The organism is Lachnospira multipara LB2003 (assembly GCF_000702205.1).
Taxonomy (GTDB): domain Bacteria; phylum Bacillota; class Clostridia; order Lachnospirales; family Lachnospiraceae; genus Lachnospira; species Lachnospira multipara_A.
The window spans coordinates 64332-82118 of sequence record NZ_JNKW01000001.1 but is presented as its reverse complement, the minus strand read 5'-3'; the positions used below and the strand labels follow the sequence as shown (position 1 = coordinate 82118).

Genomic DNA, 17787 nt, shown 5'->3' with positions numbered 1-17787 from the left:
TCTCGTAAACAGGAAGTTTGTAATTAACTTCCAATGTAAACGACTATCACTTTCCTGCAAGTTTTAAGAATTTCTTCTCGTTCATTTGCTCGTTTGTAACATACTCCCCATCATTGAATAACGCATAATTCGTGATTGGTGTCGGTGCATTCTGTGCTTCTTCTTTGCTTTCAAGATGTATTGCCTTGAATGCAATTCCATTTTCTTTTGCCGTATGCACCAAAACCGGGACATATTTTGCATTGAATGGGCACTGATTCGTATAGTACAAAACATATCCCTGCTCTTCTATATGCGGATGTTTTGCACATTCCTTAAACACCGGAGCTTTTGCATGTTTATCAAACGGCATATACCAAAGCTGAATACCATTATCAGCTTCATCGCTCACGACAAATCCTTTGTACTTCAGAAACTTCGGATCAGCCAGAAACGGTTTCTTCTTTGAAGCGCAAAGAATACAAAGCCCTTTTTTCCCCTTTTCCTTACTATCCTCGATGCAGGCAGTAAGTAGATCAGTAGAATATCCATGTCCCTTGAAAGCCCCGGACACCCAGAGACAGTCAATGTACATATATCCATCTGCCTCTATCGGAATCCATGCGTTTTCCGCCGGGATATATTCGATAAAGCACTTTCCGCGCTCTACGCTCTTTAAGAAAACAAGTCCTTCATCAAACCTCTCCGAAAGCCATGCCTTCTTTGAAGAGACCTGAACATCCTTATTATTTGATATTGCGCAGCAAATATGTTCCTCTTCGAGGTTATCTTTTGTTACATAAACATATTCCATAATAGCTCCTTTCAATAATACGCCTCACTATACTCGTCCATCTTTCAACTACTGCTGACGACTCTTCTCATACGCCTCCCGTAACCCCTTGATATACGCGTGATAGGTTTCCGAGATAGGGAAAGAATCTGTCTTAGAGACGTAGTCAAAACCTTGTATATCCGGATTCGAAAACTTCTGAAGATAGGTGAACTTAACTTGTCCGTCTTCGAAGTGCATCTTGGCATCCGAATATAACTTTTGCATAAAATCGAAGTCTCTTTGCCCTAATCTATGTAGAATGTTCGCCAAGGTTTCATCCACGAGATAGCCTATCTCCGTGTCCTTTTTATAGCGTTGTCCAAAAAATGCTTCATACTCTACTTCTTCGATAGGGCAACTATGTCTGCCCCAAGCAGTATCCATATAATAAAATCGATTGTTAAACCCTTGAAACCCTAAATCCTTATAGGGATTTACATTCGGGATTGATATACTTTTTATATACAACATATTTCTTTTCTGAACCTCCTAATCCCGTCCCCATGGGACCATTTTGCAAACTACAAACTTGAAGTTGCGCGTTTCTACGAGCGGTGCAAGGATGCACCGAATTGGCTGTCGGGAGCTTGCTCACGGACAGACATATTCGTGTGCAGACTTATAGTGCGACAGCGCGACATGAGCATGAAGCGTAGCGGAATGCGAATGCAGTCACCGCTCGACAAATTTGAATTTGTCATTTAGAATTCTTTTTCATTTGCATGGGCAGAAAGGATTCGTTTTGGATGATAGCTCATAATTTGCTCCCAGTCACTTTTTAACCTGGGATTATGGTTATAAGCAGCCAGATATTCAACAGGCTCCAGATCGCCAACAATACAATTTCCATCGTCAAGAATAATGGATACACTGTCTTCACTGTGACTTGGTGTGTAAATGATCTCTCCGCTAATTCCAATACTGCACAAGAAGCTTCTGCTCTCTGCACAACTAATCACCTTTGCCACGTTTTCATCTATCGGCTTGTAATTCAATCGCTTGTCTCTGAAAAATATGTCATCGGCGAAATGAACTGAACTGTGCTGAACATCTACAATCAAAAGCGTAACCCCAAGCTTCTGTAACTCACTGACGATTCCGATGTGATCAGGGTGGTAGTGAGTGGCTAACATATAAGAAATATCGCTTATATCAATGCAAGCTGTTTTTATCGCTTTGAAAAACTGAGGTAAGGTTCCTGCATAATCAGTATCGATAAGCAGACCGCCTTTTGCTCCAGCGATATAAAATGTGTTCGTATTTCCATATCGTAATTTTATCATTACTGCTCACACCCCTTCATAAATCCCGATTTTTTTATTTCACTATTATCAATTATACAGAATCCTGTTAAATGTCAATTAAATTTGTCCACAGAGGACGCAAAATAAAAAACTCACTAGGTTCATTTCCTGAGCCTCTAAGTTACTGGCCGGATTGCCCAAATCAAGAAAAAAGTCTAAAAAAAGATTAGATTTCCAGTTTTGGAAAAGTTCAATATTTTTACAGCTAATCCAAATCATACAAAAAAGTCACAAAAAGGCAACAAATTCTTGCCTTTTCGGGGTTTTAAAAAATTTGATTTGCCCATATAAGTAAAATAAGATTGAAAAAGATGAAAAGCACAGAGGAAATTACAAAATTAATTGCCCTATAGGAGAAATTTTCCTTCATATGGGCAACCATGAATCTCCACAATCTCTTTTACATGATCATTTATCTTTTCCTCTCTTATTTTCAATTTGTTTTCTTACTCTTTGTTTTGAGCTTGAAGTCATTATAGACAAATTTGAATTTTATGGTCTATTAGACTTTTTATTTACAGTTGTACTTTCGTTTCATTTCTCGTCTTGCCTTAATCTTTCCTAAAAGTCCAGAAAGATACACTGCAAGGACTATTAATATACCACAATCTAACCCAAGACCTGCACCAGCTACTCTTTCATAGACACTTCCAGGTGTATCTAGTCCTGTAAATTCAATAATCACGAACGCAATCATTCCTATTATTGCAATAACCGTAAGTACAAATAACCTTCCTTTGTTTTTCTGATTAATTGTCTCTGTATAATCAGATAATTTCAATACTGTTTCTTTTACTTCTTCATTCATATTCTCGCTTTTCCTTTCTCCATCAATGATTTCAGGTATACTAACATCATAAAAATCAGCCAATTCAGCCAACAAACTAATATCAGGCATATTAGAACCTGTTTCCCATCTAGAAACCGTTCGTCCTGAAACTTTTATCTTTTCGGCAAGCTGTTCCTGTGTAATATTCTTTTCTTTCCTAAGTTCTTTTAAAAAACGTCCAATCTTTTTCTGATCCATACTGTTTCCTCCTTTCATTGACAGAGTAATATTATTCTACTAAACATAACACGACACAAAGCGAGAAAATGCCGTATTTACGCTATTGGACAAATCTGTCTAGTATTATTTATATTGGCTTTAGCCACAAAAACTTGAAGTTGTTTATTTATAAAACCATCAACAATGTTCCTGCCCCGATCAATATGCATCCAATCATCGACTTTGCAGTAAACTCTTCATGAAGGAAAACAAATGCCATCACCAGAGTGATAACTACGGACAGTTTATCTATCGGCACTACTTTGGAAGCATCTCCCATCTGCAATGCCTTGTAATAGCATAGCCATGAAGCTCCCGTTGCCAGCCCGGACAGGATCAGGAAAATCCAGCTCTTCTGACTGATTGCTCTGATACCGCCTTGCTGATGCGTAATAAATACCATTCCCCATGCCATGATAACAACTACCATCGTACGGATTGCAGTAGCCAGATTCGATCCGACACCTTCAATTCCTATCTTTGCCAATATTGATGTCAGTGCGGCAAAGATTGCCGAACTAAGCGCTAATAAAAACCACATAGTGATACTCCTTTAAATTCCAATTTGTTAATTTCACTATTATCTATTAATGTTAAAAAAACAACAATAATTATATATTATATTTATAAATTTTACAATTCATTTCCTGAGCCTCTGAGTTACTGGCCGGATTACCCAAATCAAGGAAAAAGTCTGCAAAAAGATTAGATTTCTGTTCTTGGAAAAGTTCAATAAATTTACAACTAATCCAAATCACACAAAAAAGCCCCAAAAAGGCAACAAATTCTTGCCTTTTCGGGGTTTTATAAAACTAAAATTGCCTATATACATAAAATAAGGATAAAAAAGATGAAAAACGCAGAAGAAATCTTGAGATTCGTTGCCCTACATGGAAATTTTTCCTTTATATGGGCAACCATGAATCTCTATAATCTCTTTTACATAATCATTTATCTTTTCCTCTCTTATTTTCAATTTGTTTTCTTACTCTTTGTTTTGAGCTTGAAGTCATTATAGACAAATTTGAAGTTGCGCGTTTCTACGAGCGGTGCAAGGATGCACCGAATTGGCTGTCGGGAGCTTGCTCACGAACAGACATATTCGTGTGCAGACTTATAGTGCGACAGCGCGACATGAGCATGAAGCGTAGCGGAATGCGAATGCAGTCACCGCTCGACAAATCTGAAGTTATCGAGCTCTTTCTCTAACAAAAGAGCCTTACAAACTCCGATTTATTAGTTTTTCATAGCAATTTTCTTTTCACGGACAAAGCCCATCTCTTTTTCCTATAACATTCCTATATTACCTCAAAATGAATCACAAACTCCGTCCCCTGAGTCATCATATAAGCGTATAACCTCTGAACCCGCGCACGGAATAGTACGAATTCGCCCCGTTATGAAATGTGAAAACCGTTCCGTAACGTCGTTCGCAGAACAATGCACCGCCCTTGTCGCGAATATCATCCGGCGTAGTAATCCAACTCGACGTTTTCAAATCAAATTCCCCGAGACTTTGCAGTCGGCGATAGAGTTCCTCCGTCATAATCAAAACGCCGATTTCTTTTGCTTTCCATTCGGCGCTGCCTGACGGTGGATTTTTAGCACGCCCCTGTAATGCCTTTTCGTCATAGCACAGGCTTCTGCGGCCAGAAGGGGACTCCTTTGCGCAGTCGCAGAAAATTAGCTTTCCCGTCTTTTCGTCATAACCGATGGTATCCGGTTCTCCGCCGCTCTCCTCCATCCTTCTCAAAACGTCCATGGATTCCGGATGCTCAAGCAAACGTTTCTCCACGTCAAGCCAACTCAATTCCATATGAAGATTCTTATTATCCTGAAACCTCGCTTTTAATATTTCTAACATGATTTACCCCTCCAATCCTCGCTTTGACATACTTCAAGCAAGCGACAATTCAATTCATACAATGCTGTTTTATTGGAATCCCATTACCTCCACAAACTGCCGATTTATAAATTTCATTATCCCAAAAATACATACTTATTGAACCTTAAGCTTCGAAGACACTTGCCAAGCGACTTACCACCTGATCATTTGTAACTCTATAGGTCTTCAAACTATTCTGGTCGAATTCATCTTCTTGAAGATTATTAATGAAATGATGAATATCCTCCTTGACAGATTCTGGCAAATCCGCTACCATACATATTCCTCCAACATTTCTCTTATAGAAATCTCGATTCTTTCATCTTTTTTTTCATCATCTGACAATGATAATAAAAGTGATAATGGATCAATAGCATCACCTTTGTCAAAAGAAACCACGTAACCTACCTCCTGTATAATGCAGCCAGGTTCATCTTTTTTTATATCAACTAACCTATCCTTCAGTGCCAAATCTTTTATATCTTTCTTTGCCACAACATAAGTCGGATATTTATTATCAGATATCATTGAATATTCAGCAAGCGCTGACATTCCACCAAAGACAGGAAGATTCAGATTATCATTAATATAAAAGATATTAATCACAGGATTTCTCATATAAACTTCAATACTATTCCACAGTTCCTTTATATCATCCGATACATTGATGACACGTGACTTGCCCTTGGTTCCAAGAACTGGCATATCGAAAAAATCTATCTCGTCAAAACACCTAGAGGCTGACATTTTTGTAATGTCTAGCTGTTCTGCTGCTTTTGTAACTGTAATTCCATTCCATTTTTCATAGATTGCTGTAAGAATCATTTTTTGAGTTAAAAATGATATTCTTTGAACTGGCTTTATAGTTCTTTCACGAGCAGAATTAAGAAGGATACCTAAAAATGGAAGATATATTTCCTTATCTTCTACAATAAAAGGAATTCCATCTGCTATCATTGCATTCTTAGAGTAAGTGCTAGTATTCTTTATATACAAAGCACAACGCATATCCAAAAGCTTCTCAATTTGCCTATGGTTCTTTCGTAATTGAGCCAAATTGATTTTTTCTTTTGGAATTGCTATTAGCCACTCTATATTATGCATACTCGCAATCTTGAAATCATATAATGAAGAATAGATCATTGGAAGTCTTCCATTATAGTCTATGTCTTTAATATCTACTTCCATCCCAATGCTCTTCTCTATAAATTCTTTCATATGTAAACCTCTTTTTAAATTGTAACGTATTTTATGTTACAATTTAAAAATAGCACCTTTAGTGCCTAAAATCAAGACAAATCCCGATTTATAAATTTCAAGGAAATCTTTGTCTTTTACAAAATGGTACATAATATTCTCCCTTTTTACATAAAAATTAAGCTAGTACAACTAATTTTCACTAGAAGTACCAGCTTTATAAAAGTCAAAATATTACCTGTACTAATCTAATAACTTCACTTATCAAATAAAAATATACGTAAGTCACAGCAAATCCGCAAAGTATACCTGTCACAACACGACGATAATTATTTGACATAAGTAACCTAATATACTGAATGAACCAATCAATTCCCATAATAGCAATAAATATCAGAATTGTAACCCAGGATATACGAAATCCACCTATAATACATGCTATTCCAAGTAACTCACCTATTAAAACTCCGGTGCATCGAGCACATAAAGGAAATTGATATCCAGCAATTGAAAAACTCCTGCATTCCATTTGATGGCAACCTAGCACATGACCTATATGCATTAACTTAATCCATACTTCATCCTTCTTATTCATTATCTTCGCCACTTATAACCACATGAATTACATACCCAATAATTTACATTATGGGTCTGCTTTCCTTCTCCACAAGCTCCACAAAGAATTCCTATAGGTCCAAATAATAATGCACCAAGACATCCCTTGCCTGCACTGAAATCAGTTCCAGAAATATATGTTTCATTAATAACATGGCAATTTTCACTACCACATTTTGGACATATCATTTTGGCTCCTCCTATACTAAGTCTATATTTTATTATATTATAAGGTATTTTTAAAACTATAACAACTATTACCAATTTGCCAAGATGTTTTTTTGCTTGCTTCATTTTCCGGAAGACAACTTACGTTAACTTCTTCAAATCCGAAACTTGAAAGGAAATCTAAAGCCTTAGCCAGCATCTTTTTTGCATATCCCTTCCTTCTTTCTGATGGGCGCACTGAGTAGCCAACATGTCCTGTATATTTCTTCATTTTTTCAGTTAAAACATTATGGATCTGCATGCATCCAACCATTTTCATATCTGACTTTCTGATGACAAGAAGCACATTGCCCCATGCGCTATACTCACCCGCTTCTCGTCTTGGATTTGCCCAGCCTATGCAATAATCAACATATTCTTGTATATCTGGCATCCTCTTCATGGAAAAACAGCCATCAAAAAAAGACTCTGAATCCAGCATTTCCTGCCTATAAGCCGCTATTTCTTTTGCAAATGCCATAGTAGGCTCAACAAAAAGCAGTTCATCTTCCGGAATATCTTTTCCCGGAATGTATTCTACGCTGAACTTCTCACATACTACACGTGATTCCTGTGTAAACGGCTTATCCGTTTCATTAAGGCAATCCTTGAAAAAACTTGTGTGAACATCACGCCAATATTTTAGTGATCTGTCGCCTTCACCTTCTGCATAAGCATGAAATGGTGGTACGTCCCCAAATGCTCTCACATACACATCATAGTCTCTAATTACGCAAACAGCCTCATCTTTACTGTTCAAAATCACGCTATAATCCCCTGACTTGGGAATCTCATCCAAAGCATTCTCCATTACATATTCGTCATAAGAGCTCGCGGTTCCAAATTTCTTTCCCTTCAAAACAAGTTGTGCAAGTCTATCCGTATCAGCCTCTGTGGCACCTCCAAATGCCCATGCTTCATAAGGTGTATTTATATCAATATTTTTTTGTGAACAGAATTCTGCCCATAACTCTTTATCTGTCATTATATCTTCCTCATGTTGTAATTATTATTAGTCAGTTATGCTGAAATATAATTTGCCTCTAAAAATTTGAAGTTATACCACTGTATATCCTTCAGCAGCCAATACGTTCAATGCACGCTCAAAATTTTCTTCTTTTACAAGAATATAATCTGTGTTATATGTCGATACTGCAAATATTCCAATTTTGTGCTCTGCAAGAATACCTGAAAGTTTTGACAAAATGCCAATTAATGAAAAATCAAGAACTCCTTGAATGCGAAAACCTCGCCATCCATCATCTCGTTCCACCGTATTTATAGGAGTATCTTCTGTTTTACAGACTAACGATACCTCTTCATCTGTCTTACCAATAAAATAAAAATCCGACTCTAAATTAATACTTGATACCTCAGTTACCTTGCAGACTGTTAGTTTGCAATCTATTCTCTTCAATTCCATCTATATTCTCCTCTATAAATCTCGATTTGTTAATTTTACTATTATCAATAGTACAGAATCCTGTTGATTGTCAATTAAATTGACCCACAGAGGATGCGAATTTTATTCTATTTTTAGATATACATATTCGCCTTCCAATTTGTTATAAACATGCTTGCCAATAATAGAAAGTAAGTCTCTGATTTCTTCGATTTTTTCGCTTGCAAATTCAACATATGAATGATTCTTATCAGATTCATTCTCTTTTTCATACATGTCATTACAATACACAAAAAACTTATCCAATATATCATCTAAAGGATACTGCGAAACGTAAGGATCACTAGGTTCATTTTCTTCTAGCTCAGGTTCTGGTTCAAAAATAATTGATGTTACATAAATAATACTTTGTTCCTCAGGATCATGTTGATCTTCCCAGACAATATCATTATCTGTTCCGACATTTTCTATTTTGCGATAGTATCTTTTTCCATCATATGTAAGTATCAAATATTTTTTGAGAAGATTACTGGTTCCCTGAGCCCAGTCTTCTGATTTAAGCAATTTTGAAACCAACTGGGCGTCTGAACACCCCTTAAGTGCTAAAGATTCACCATAAGTTTTTTTATCTGTAGTTTTATATATCATATCTTCTACTTTTTCATAATCATCTGAATTATACTTTTCTGCCTCATAGAATCTAATATTTTTCACGTCACAAACTCTCCTTTTTAATTTTGCTTTTTCTTGAACGCAGTGTAAGCAATCCCCCGCTTCAAAAGCGTAAGCTTTAAGCGGGGATATAAAGCTTACTAATGTCAGAAGGGGTTAAAGCCCCTTCTGACAGGTGGCACAAAGTGCCACTGCGTTCATGAGGAAGTAGCGAAGCGGATTCCGAATGTCCGCTTTACTTTATCAAAAAGCCGCATACATATCTCCATAGTTTTTAAGGTTAAAAAACTACAATAATTCTATATTATATTTATAAACATTGCAATTCATTTCTTGAACCTCTAGGTTACTGGTCGGATTACACAGGTTCATTTTCTGAACTGCTAAGTTACTGGTCGAATTACCCAGGTTCATTTTCTGAGCCTCTAGGTTGCTGGCTGGATTGCCCTAATCAAGAGAAAAGTCTAGAAAAAGATTAGATTTCCGGTTTTGGAAAAGTTCAATAAATTTACAGCTAATCCAAATCACACAAAAAGCTGTCATAAAGGCAACAAATTCTTGCCTTTTCGGGGTTTTGAAAAATTTAATTTGCCTATATGCGTAAAATAAGGGTGAAAAAGATGAAAAACACAGAAGAAATCTTGAGATTTGTTGCCCTACAGGGGAATTTTTCCTTCATATAGGCAAACATGAATCAGATGCGCAAACCACAATTAAGACATAGTTAATATATGTAGTACTGCATCACAAGTATCAGCAAACTCAATATCCTTTGCATAGGCGAACGTCTTTTGATATTTTGATTTGTAATTTATAAAAGCCTTTAGCTGCATTGCATTTTTGGTTTTCATAGTAGTACCTCCATATATCGCAAAATCTTTTTCTTAACATGTAATTGCTCTGCGTAATCCATTAAAAGATTGATATTTCTATTTTCATATTTTGCATATCTCTTCATTGCGTCAAGAACAATTTGAATATCAGAACATTCGCACATTATTTTAAAGATAATTATTGTGTGAATGTCTTAAAGAAGGTTCATTATTTCTCCCATAAAAAAAAGCTTCTGACAGACGCCAGAAGCTTTTTGAATTCAAGTATAGTTCTTTGTTTTTCGGCATTCACCTATTCGGAGTAAGTGAACCAAACTCACATTAGAACCTCAGCACACGAATCCGACACATCGCATACCTCTTTGGTTACTATTATAATACCCAATTTTCAAAGGAAATCAACCCCTTTTGTCTACCGAAACGTACAATATAATTAACATCACACCATTTGAAATATAATCATTTCTTGTTCTATCATAAGGTACATCGCAATAATCTGTATAATATCTGCAATTAGCATTCCCCCTTAACGTATTTACGAACTATCTCCAGTCCGCCCATAGGAACGCAGAACTTCTCATCCCTTGGTGGCTGGCATGCCTGATACACTTCCTCCATGTCGAACCACTCTACACTGTCCAGCTCTTCCTTTTGGATGGTAAGATTATCGATGCCAACTTCATTGTCATAGACATAAACGAATGCAATTTCATTGTCCTTGAATATTTTTCCATGGAATTCCTTTTCATACTGAATTGGAAATGTTCCTGCAAAATGCAAATCATCCGGATCCGCCTGAATACCAAGCTCCTCCGACAATTCTCTAACAGCAGATTCCAATGGCTCATCCCCAGCCTGAATATGCCCAGCTGATGAAGTGTCATATCTGCCCGGAAAAGAATCCTTATTCATAGCTCTCTTCTGCAACAGAACCTCTGTCTTATCTCCATTTTCACGAACCACCCATATGTGAGCTGTTCTATGTCTAATGCCTTCAGCATGGGCCTGTGTTCTGGTCACTGTCTCGCCTGTAGGCTGCCCCTTTTCATCTACAATATCAAAAATCTCTTCTGCCATATTGCTCCCTTTTATTCTCATTCTTTTGCAAGAATCTTAAGTCCTGCAATTCCAACTACAATAAGAATAACACAAATGACCTGTGGAACCGACATTTTTTCATGAAAAAGAAATACGCCAAGCAGCGTCGTTCCAAGGATTCCCATTCCAGTCCACATGGCATAGGCAGTACCCAAAGGCAACTGTCTCAGTGCAATTGCCAAAAATACTGCACTGGCGATGTAACCCACTATAGTAACAATCGAAGGAATCAGAACCGTAAATCCGTTTGACATTTTCATTGCCACAGCCCAGGTGATTTCCAACGCTCCGGCAATCAATAGATAAATCCACTTTGACATAATTAACCCTCCTCATAGTTCTCTAGTACGTAATTAAGCATTTCAAGCGCTGCTTGCTTCTTCGCTTTCTTCTTTGAAGATGAGTTAATCGACGCGATAAAATCAAAACCTTCTACTTTACATGAAACAAACCAGATAGGATTTCCATCAGCATCATGTTCTTCGCGATATTCATATTCAGACATAGCTATATAATCACGTCTTGCAAGAATCTCCAGCTGATTAATTGCCATCTCAACTGTTGGCTCATCAATCTCATCTCTGACAGTAAAAAGCATATTATGAGATTTTACCTATTCTCCCTCACCTCATTTTTATATTGATTAAGCTTCCTAGTAAGTGACTTTTCCTTTTCGAATCTTCTACGCTTCTCATGCTTTGCCTTAAGTTGCACTAAGCCTTCCACGTAGCCAATATATCTTGATTTTCTTGCCATATATTTTTCCTCCATAATGAAAAAGGACAGCCCATATGGACTGTCCCGAAAATATTTACCTGATTTTTTGCACAAAAAAGCACTCACAAATGTAAATGCTTCTAATTATGCTTTTGCAAATTATAATTTTTTCTCTGCTTCATGTTTAGATATATACTTGTCGTACATAATATCATTTTTCAATGAGTGATACTTATCTCTTAATAGTTCAAATACCGTCTTCTTCTTTTGATATACTTCAAAAAGATCGTCTTTCGTTATAACGATGATGTACCTTTTATCTGCAAGTGCTATTTTTTTTATTAACCCTAAACCATCAGCCCATCCTTTTCCAGTAACTCCATCCCACGCTACTAACACTCCAAGCCTTGTATTCGTATAACTCATTAGTGAAAAAAACTTTCCAATATATGTAACACTAACTTTGCCTTCATAGTTTTTACACTCACATAAAAAAGTGTTTCCAAGTCCATAAAAATCATTAATCAATCCTATTCTACTCGCAGCATCTTTCCAACGGATTAACAAATCTATTTCATTTGAACTCGTTCTACAATTTTTTCTCACATCAAAAATATTCGGAAATGCCTTTTCAAACAACACCGTTGTAAGGTCCTCCAACTTATTCCCCTTGCTTTTTGTTGTAGATGATGGTGTAAAAACTTCATCATACAAAGAGCAAAACAATTTATGATTATCATCGCTCATTTGTAAAAAACTTGGATTTTTAGAACACTGATATTCTATAAAGCTAGGAATATCAATACCATGTTCATTTAAGATTTCCTCTGCTTCTTTAAAGTTGTTTCTATATTGAGCATCTGTCATATTACAATACCCTGTAAATCACAGATGCATGTTCCAATGGATTTATTATCTCTTCATCGCAATTTTCACAATACACTTCTTCCGGAACTTCACCTATGGTTTTATAATATTGTCCAGTGTACCGCTGGCAAATTGGGCAATATATTTCCAAATACTGCTCAATATAACCAGCCTCTCTAAGTGTTTCTAACACATCATAGATATCTTTAATATCATATTTTAATTTTCTATGTATAGCAGTAGGATAAATCCAATCCTTAGAACTATAATGAGCTAAGAAATCAATAAAAGTATCGACATCAATATTTAATTTCTGCTCCTTTAGTAAAGGAGCCACTTTCACAAAGATATTTGATTGCATTGTTCATTCGCTCCATTCCTATATCACTACATGTTCCTGTTAAATGCTGTAGCAATGTATATTTTTGACTCAAATAATCAAAAGTTATTTTAACAATATAGCTCTGAGATTCTACTGCATTTTCCCATTTGATATAAATGTATGGGTAACTTGCAGTCACTTCTATATCATTCAAATATTTTTCTATTACTACTTTTGCTTCACCATTAAATAAATCCTCATTTTCTTCTATAAGTTCTCGTAATTCACCCACAAAAGGTAAAACAGCATCTCTACTCTCGGCAGCTTTTAACTCTGCTGAACCTCCTGATTTTAAAGCCATCATCTGTCTGTATATTCTTACAGAAGAATCAGATTTATCATTAATAACGTCTATGGTATTGGCATGTTCACACAAAAATAACTTCAATTTCAGTTTCTCTACAAGCCATTTCAAACATGTACTTACTAAATTCGCATAGATATTATTTTCAGTTTGCTGATTACTATATTTAACAGCATCATATCTTACTTCTAACACTCCAACATTCTTATCGATATAAATGACTATTGGATATCTGTAATCTATTTGCTCGTAATCATCACCCTGAAAACATGATTTTTGCAATACAAACTTAACAAAATATTTTCCATCACATTTGTACCACATTGGATTAGCATCTAAAAGTGATGTTTTTAAAACATAATCCGTAGAAAAACTATTTTTTTCGAATTTCTTAATTCCAATATTTTTTAAACTTTCCTCAATATCTTTTTCTGCTTCAAAAAAAACAGGCACTGAATACTTATATAATTTAGTGTATTCCCACTCTTCAAAAAAGCCCATAAGTTCTGCTGTCATGGTTGTCTTCGAAATAATAGCGTCAACATCTTCCTTATCAAAATAAATAGGGTTATTGCCATCAATTTGGATACTCATTTGAGATTCAAATGTTATTTTGCCATCTTTCTCTAACGTCTTACATATTTTACGCTTCGCCTTTTTTGAATAACCTGATACACTCTCTCTATAGAAATTAAGAAATGTCATCTCATCCATTGCAGCTCTGTTATTCATTTCTTTCCTCCCTTTGGTTATACTCTGTTTTATTATACCATAAAGGGATTAGAGCGGCATCATATTTTTTTTAAATTTGTCAAGTCTGTAAATGAATTATTTATTATATTTTTTTATTTTGCTTTTTTATCATCCAAGTCTATATCTCCAAATGTATCAGAACCTTGGCACAAACTGTGATCCTGTTTACATACAGGACAGTCTTCATTGATTGAATTATCACTGCATTTAACTTCACAAGTACAATCTGCTTCCTTCCATGTATAAGCAAAAACTGTCATGGGAGTCATCCCAATAAAAAAAGCTGCAGCACATGTCTAATATGGACAGGCACTTATATTTTTGCTGTTTTGTTTTAGGTCACATATATAGATTTTATAACTAAATCTCATAAAGTCTCATTTACGCATGAGACTTTAGTGAGACTGCAATGAGACTTTCCTATGTAAGTCCCACGATTTCAACATTTTTCAATTAATTCAAAATCTCATTTTGATGAGACTGATAATTGCTTTTAATTCATCGGAGCTATCGATATATGCTTCGATAAAATGCTCTAATTCTGAATTATCAATTAATTCTTTACTTATTGTCTGTTCAAGATAATCAATAAGATGTGACACGCGTATAGATAATGTAATCCGCAGATTCCAATATATCTATCCAGCTATCAAATATACGTTATCTTTATCAAAACATATTTCTGTAGTCTTATCATAAATTAGAATCATATCCTCCATCTTTTGCATAAACACCCCCGTATTAGGATTACTTACCTCTGCAAATGATTCAATTACTTCCTTGCTTATGCGTGATGCATTTGATTTAAGCTTTCCACCTGCATCTTGAAGAAATTCATCAACTACTCCTTTTTTTATCTTAGGAATGCTTCCAATGAGCTTACCCATAGCATTACTTGCCGTTCCAAGTCCTTTTAGCACATTTGATTCAATAGAACCATTTGAAAGCTTTTCCAAGAACAATGAACATTCACTAAAGCAATTGCGATACTCATCAGAATTTTTCCTTATCTCATTGATTGCTGCCTGAATATTCTCCTCCTTAAAATTTCCACTCAGCATAATCTCTACCAACGATGCTAATGAGAATGAATATAAGGAAAGCCTATAATACTTAAACTTTTTTTGTAATTCGTTCAATGTATTATTTACCTGTCCTTGGGCAACCACTATTTTATTAGACTTCAAAGCATCTGAAACACTTTTTTGAAAAGAAATCATATTTTTCCTTGATGTTCTTTTTATGTCTAGAACCATCTTATGATTGCTTGCTATATAATGTTCATTATCCCAATTATGCTTATACTTTTGGATAATCTCATTTAGCGTTACTACATCTGCTTCAATTTCAGATTCCTTCTCTATTTGCAGAAATGATAAGATTTGTTTTTCCATGTCTGCAATATTACCAAGTTCTTTTTCTATAGAAAAAAGGGCTACTGACATCATAATCATAGCAGGATTTACATTCATAGTTTTAATGCTAGTTACTGAAACTGACTTTGCTGGAGCAAGCTGTGCAAACTTAGAACCTCCTTCTGCGGTTTTAAATGCACCCCAAAAATTACCATTTTTTGCAATCTTAAGAGTATCTCCAACACTTGCATTAGCAAGCTGATACAAACCACTAACATTCATTGTAGTTGTTTGAGTAACAGTATTCAGCGCTGGAATAAGAGATGATACTCCAGCACCCAAAGTAGAAAGTTTCGCTATAGGCATAGCAATACTTCTATTCTTTGGAATCTCTTTCGTCCTAACATCCAGTAATAATTTTTCAGTCAGTGTAGAAATATCATTTTTTTCAAATGACAATTCATTACTATTTGTTAATGTAATCTCTGACATTATCTAATCCCTCATTTCTATATTTTTTTATTATCATTCTATTGATTATGAAATACGTACCATTAAAAATCGCTCATACACCTGCCGCATATCCGGCTCAATCCTAGATAGCGCTTCCTCTTTATAATTATCCGGAACGCCATAGAACGCTTCTGCAATTCCAGCTGCGATACAAGTTAACGTATCACAATCTCCACCGAGAGATACTGCACATCGAACTACGTCTTCAAAATCAGTACCTTCATGATGATTATGAGTAACCTCTGCCGTAATCCTTGCCACTTCTCTTGTACGATCTATGGTGTCATAAAGCCATCCAACAGAAGATACACGCATAGCAGAACCGTTGCCCCAGCTTCTTAAGCCTAAGTGCCCTTCGTAATTCTATTATAAGAAAGATACCACTAGATTTTGAACAGAATCCATTACTTCATCAAAGCTTAAATCCTCAACATAATAATTATTTTTCTTAAATTGGTTCCAACGTTCTCTCATCTGCTTATCAGAACCTATATCCTCAAGAATTGTTTGCATCTGTTCAGATGTGAACACTGTACCTCTTTTCTCACACGTAGCTAAAAATGCCGTCTTTAATGTTTCTCCATCAAAAGACTTCTTATGAGTAATCTCGTAAACATCATAAAAGTCTCGCGCTCTCGTATTCGCAAATCCACGACTAAGAATAGTCTGTAATTTTTCAGCTAATAGAGTTTCGATATTGTATGACTGCAATTCAATATCTCTATCTTCAAACATCAATTGATACCCATACTCTACTGCTCGCGGGGTTATTACATCATCAGTCGATATATCAATTTTAATCGGCTGCTTAAGATTATCAAGTTTTCCTTCCATATGTACACGTACACCCGGATAATCAAATTCATCCATAATTGTTTCTATGAATTTGATTTCAAAAGACACGTTATCTTCTAACGGAATCCCACCAATTTCATTTACAATCTTTTCAATCTCTTCCTGTGTCAATGGAAGCGCCTGCACGGTAGCATCAATGTCCATTGTTGCGCGACTATTTAACCCAACCAATGAAGAAACAAGCATCCCACCTTTTAACACAAACTGATTCTTATACGCTGATATTGAGACACGTTCCAAAAATCTTTCCATAAAGTATACTCGTATCATAGACATAGCAACTTTGCTATCACCACCGGATATATTTCTTATCTTTGCTTTTAGCTGTATAGCAGTTTTTATCATACCATCACCTCAATGTATTTCATGATTTCATCTCGAATTCTTAAAGCTTCTGCATACTTAAGCAAACGCATTAAGTCCTTATCTTTTCTTCTCATATATGACTTAATTGCAGTCTGATAATGTTGAACTTCTATTTTGCCTCTCAGTTTTACAAGATCACAAATCGTCTTTTCCACATCATAGACCCTAACTGTGTTTCCAAAATTTGTTTGTAATTCTGTGATTCCAAGATTATAATTAGCCTCTTGTTCTTGCCGAATCACAACCCCTTCAGACAATAATCTGGTCCGATTAAATCTTGGTGGAACCGTCACAGTAATCTGTGAGTATTCTCTATCAATCAATCCATGAAGATACAGCGCAGTTTCTCCGAAGAAAATAACTTTTGGATAACGAAGTTGGAGAATGTACAGTTCATCCTCCCATGTGTCCGGCGAAATATAAATTCCTTTTGATACTTTCTCCAGTCCTCTTTCCTTAACATAACTAGCCAAATACGTTCTGGAGATTCCGGCTTTCTCTACATCTTTCGAAAATAAGTATCCATTATTTTGTTCTAACAATTCATCAATTTCTTCAAACTTAGTCATATATGTCACCTCAGCAAACTTTACATTGGTG

General features: G+C 35.7%; 26 protein-coding genes and 1 pseudogene. All 27 read right to left on the bottom strand.

Translation table 11 applies throughout. The annotated features are described in order from the left end of the window. Positions 1 to 46: 46 nt before the first annotated feature. Positions 47 to 793, bottom strand: coding sequence for an N-acetyltransferase (locus tag T537_RS0100420; RefSeq protein ID WP_027438096.1), 747 nt, complete (start codon positions 791 to 793; stop codon positions 47 to 49). 48 nt (positions 794 to 841) lie between these two features. Beyond that, on the bottom strand, positions 842 to 1285 hold the full coding sequence (locus T537_RS0100415) for a hypothetical protein (protein WP_031555473.1): 444 nt from the start codon (positions 1283 to 1285) through the stop codon (positions 842 to 844). A 230-nt stretch (positions 1286 to 1515) separates the two neighbouring features. Beyond that, on the bottom strand, positions 1516 to 2097 hold the full coding sequence (locus T537_RS0100410) for an MBL fold metallo-hydrolase (RefSeq protein ID WP_027438423.1): 582 nt from the start codon (positions 2095 to 2097) through the stop codon (positions 1516 to 1518). A gap of 532 nt (positions 2098 to 2629) precedes the next feature. After that, the gene (locus T537_RS0100405) at positions 2630 to 3145 is read right to left on the bottom strand and encodes a helix-turn-helix domain-containing protein (protein ID WP_026505259.1); all 516 of its coding nucleotides are present in this window, start codon (positions 3143 to 3145) and stop codon (positions 2630 to 2632) included. Between the two features lie 148 nt (positions 3146 to 3293). Then, entirely contained in the window at positions 3294 to 3707 is a 414-nt protein-coding gene (locus T537_RS0100400) for an EamA family transporter (RefSeq protein WP_031555467.1), read from the bottom strand. 801 nt (positions 3708 to 4508) lie between these two features. Then, positions 4509 to 5030 carry a DUF4256 domain-containing protein gene (locus tag T537_RS0100395; RefSeq protein ID WP_027438424.1) on the bottom strand — a complete coding sequence of 174 codons (522 nt, stop codon included), beginning with the start codon at positions 5028 to 5030 and terminating at the stop codon, positions 4509 to 4511. A gap of 145 nt (positions 5031 to 5175) precedes the next feature. Further along, complete coding sequence (locus tag T537_RS12790; RefSeq protein WP_155895217.1) at positions 5176 to 5328, bottom strand: hypothetical protein; 153 nt, start codon at positions 5326 to 5328, stop codon at positions 5176 to 5178. Beyond that, a complete protein-coding gene (locus T537_RS0100385; protein WP_031555464.1) occupies positions 5322 to 6269 on the bottom strand; it encodes a hypothetical protein in 948 nt (315 codons plus the stop codon). The genes T537_RS12790 and T537_RS0100385 overlap by 7 nt, the downstream gene beginning before the upstream one ends. A gap of 205 nt (positions 6270 to 6474) precedes the next feature. Continuing rightward, positions 6475 to 6843: a DUF2085 domain-containing protein gene (locus T537_RS0100375; RefSeq protein ID WP_034244056.1), complete on the bottom strand. Its 369-nt coding sequence runs from the start codon at positions 6841 to 6843 to the stop codon at positions 6475 to 6477. Beyond that, a complete protein-coding gene (locus tag T537_RS0100370; RefSeq protein ID WP_031555459.1) occupies positions 6843 to 7052 on the bottom strand; it encodes a hypothetical protein in 210 nt (69 codons plus the stop codon). The genes T537_RS0100375 and T537_RS0100370 overlap by 1 nt, the downstream gene beginning before the upstream one ends. A 37-nt stretch (positions 7053 to 7089) precedes the next feature. Then, a complete protein-coding gene (locus T537_RS12615) occupies positions 7090 to 8055 on the bottom strand; it encodes a GNAT family N-acetyltransferase (RefSeq protein ID WP_081823224.1) in 966 nt (321 codons plus the stop codon). A gap of 72 nt (positions 8056 to 8127) precedes the next feature. Further along, positions 8128 to 8493 (bottom strand): ACT domain-containing protein, encoded by a 366-nt coding sequence (locus T537_RS0100360; protein WP_027438426.1) that lies wholly within the window; start codon positions 8491 to 8493, stop codon positions 8128 to 8130. Between the two features lie 102 nt (positions 8494 to 8595). Then, positions 8596 to 9186 (bottom strand): hypothetical protein, encoded by a 591-nt coding sequence (locus T537_RS12250; protein ID WP_051637119.1) that lies wholly within the window; start codon positions 9184 to 9186, stop codon positions 8596 to 8598. Positions 9187 to 9857: 671 nt separating this feature from the next. Then, a complete protein-coding gene (locus T537_RS12785) occupies positions 9858 to 9995 on the bottom strand; it encodes a hypothetical protein (RefSeq protein WP_155895216.1) in 138 nt (45 codons plus the stop codon). A gap of 495 nt (positions 9996 to 10490) precedes the next feature. Beyond that, positions 10491 to 11054, bottom strand: coding sequence for an NUDIX hydrolase (locus tag T537_RS0100335; protein WP_031555450.1), 564 nt, complete (start codon positions 11052 to 11054; stop codon positions 10491 to 10493). A 17-nt stretch (positions 11055 to 11071) separates the two neighbouring features. Further along, complete coding sequence (locus T537_RS0100330; RefSeq protein WP_031555447.1) at positions 11072 to 11395, bottom strand: DMT family transporter; 324 nt, start codon at positions 11393 to 11395, stop codon at positions 11072 to 11074. Positions 11396 to 11397: 2 nt separating this feature from the next. After that, positions 11398 to 11673 carry a putative dsRNA-binding protein gene (locus T537_RS0100325; RefSeq protein ID WP_031555445.1) on the bottom strand — a complete coding sequence of 92 codons (276 nt, stop codon included), beginning with the start codon at positions 11671 to 11673 and terminating at the stop codon, positions 11398 to 11400. A gap of 11 nt (positions 11674 to 11684) precedes the next feature. Continuing rightward, entirely contained in the window at positions 11685 to 11831 is a 147-nt protein-coding gene (locus tag T537_RS12780; RefSeq protein WP_155895215.1) for a hypothetical protein, read from the bottom strand. A gap of 120 nt (positions 11832 to 11951) precedes the next feature. After that, the gene (locus tag T537_RS0100315; RefSeq protein ID WP_051637118.1) at positions 11952 to 12659 is read right to left on the bottom strand and encodes a restriction endonuclease; all 708 of its coding nucleotides are present in this window, start codon (positions 12657 to 12659) and stop codon (positions 11952 to 11954) included. A 1-nt stretch (position 12660) separates the two neighbouring features. Next, positions 12661 to 13020, bottom strand: a complete 360-nt coding sequence (locus tag T537_RS0100310) for a hypothetical protein (protein WP_031555439.1) — start codon at positions 13018 to 13020, stop codon at positions 12661 to 12663. Beyond that, a complete protein-coding gene (locus T537_RS0100305; RefSeq protein ID WP_031555436.1) occupies positions 12959 to 14077 on the bottom strand; it encodes a hypothetical protein in 1119 nt (372 codons plus the stop codon). Before T537_RS0100305 ends, T537_RS0100310 begins: the two co-directional genes overlap by 62 nt. 113 nt (positions 14078 to 14190) lie before the next feature. Next, the gene (locus tag T537_RS12775; protein ID WP_155895214.1) at positions 14191 to 14358 is read right to left on the bottom strand and encodes a CD1107 family mobile element protein; all 168 of its coding nucleotides are present in this window, start codon (positions 14356 to 14358) and stop codon (positions 14191 to 14193) included. A 378-nt stretch (positions 14359 to 14736) separates the two neighbouring features. Then, positions 14737 to 15945 (bottom strand): hypothetical protein, encoded by a 1209-nt coding sequence (locus T537_RS0100295; RefSeq protein ID WP_031555433.1) that lies wholly within the window; start codon positions 15943 to 15945, stop codon positions 14737 to 14739. Between the two features lie 45 nt (positions 15946 to 15990). Then, positions 15991 to 16218, bottom strand: coding sequence for an ADP-ribosylglycohydrolase family protein (locus T537_RS0100290; protein ID WP_330372588.1), 228 nt, complete (start codon positions 16216 to 16218; stop codon positions 15991 to 15993). Then, positions 16198 to 16293: pseudogene (locus tag T537_RS13155) on the bottom strand (hypothetical protein); the annotation flags it as partial. The pseudogene T537_RS13155 and the gene T537_RS0100290, both read right to left, overlap by 21 nt. A gap of 39 nt (positions 16294 to 16332) precedes the next feature. After that, on the bottom strand, positions 16333 to 17166 hold the full coding sequence (locus T537_RS0100285) for a nucleotidyl transferase AbiEii/AbiGii toxin family protein (protein WP_031555426.1): 834 nt from the start codon (positions 17164 to 17166) through the stop codon (positions 16333 to 16335). Further along, a complete protein-coding gene (locus T537_RS0100280) occupies positions 17163 to 17756 on the bottom strand; it encodes a type IV toxin-antitoxin system AbiEi family antitoxin domain-containing protein (protein WP_031555424.1) in 594 nt (197 codons plus the stop codon). Before T537_RS0100280 ends, T537_RS0100285 begins: the two co-directional genes overlap by 4 nt. Positions 17757 to 17787: the final 31 nt, after the last annotated feature.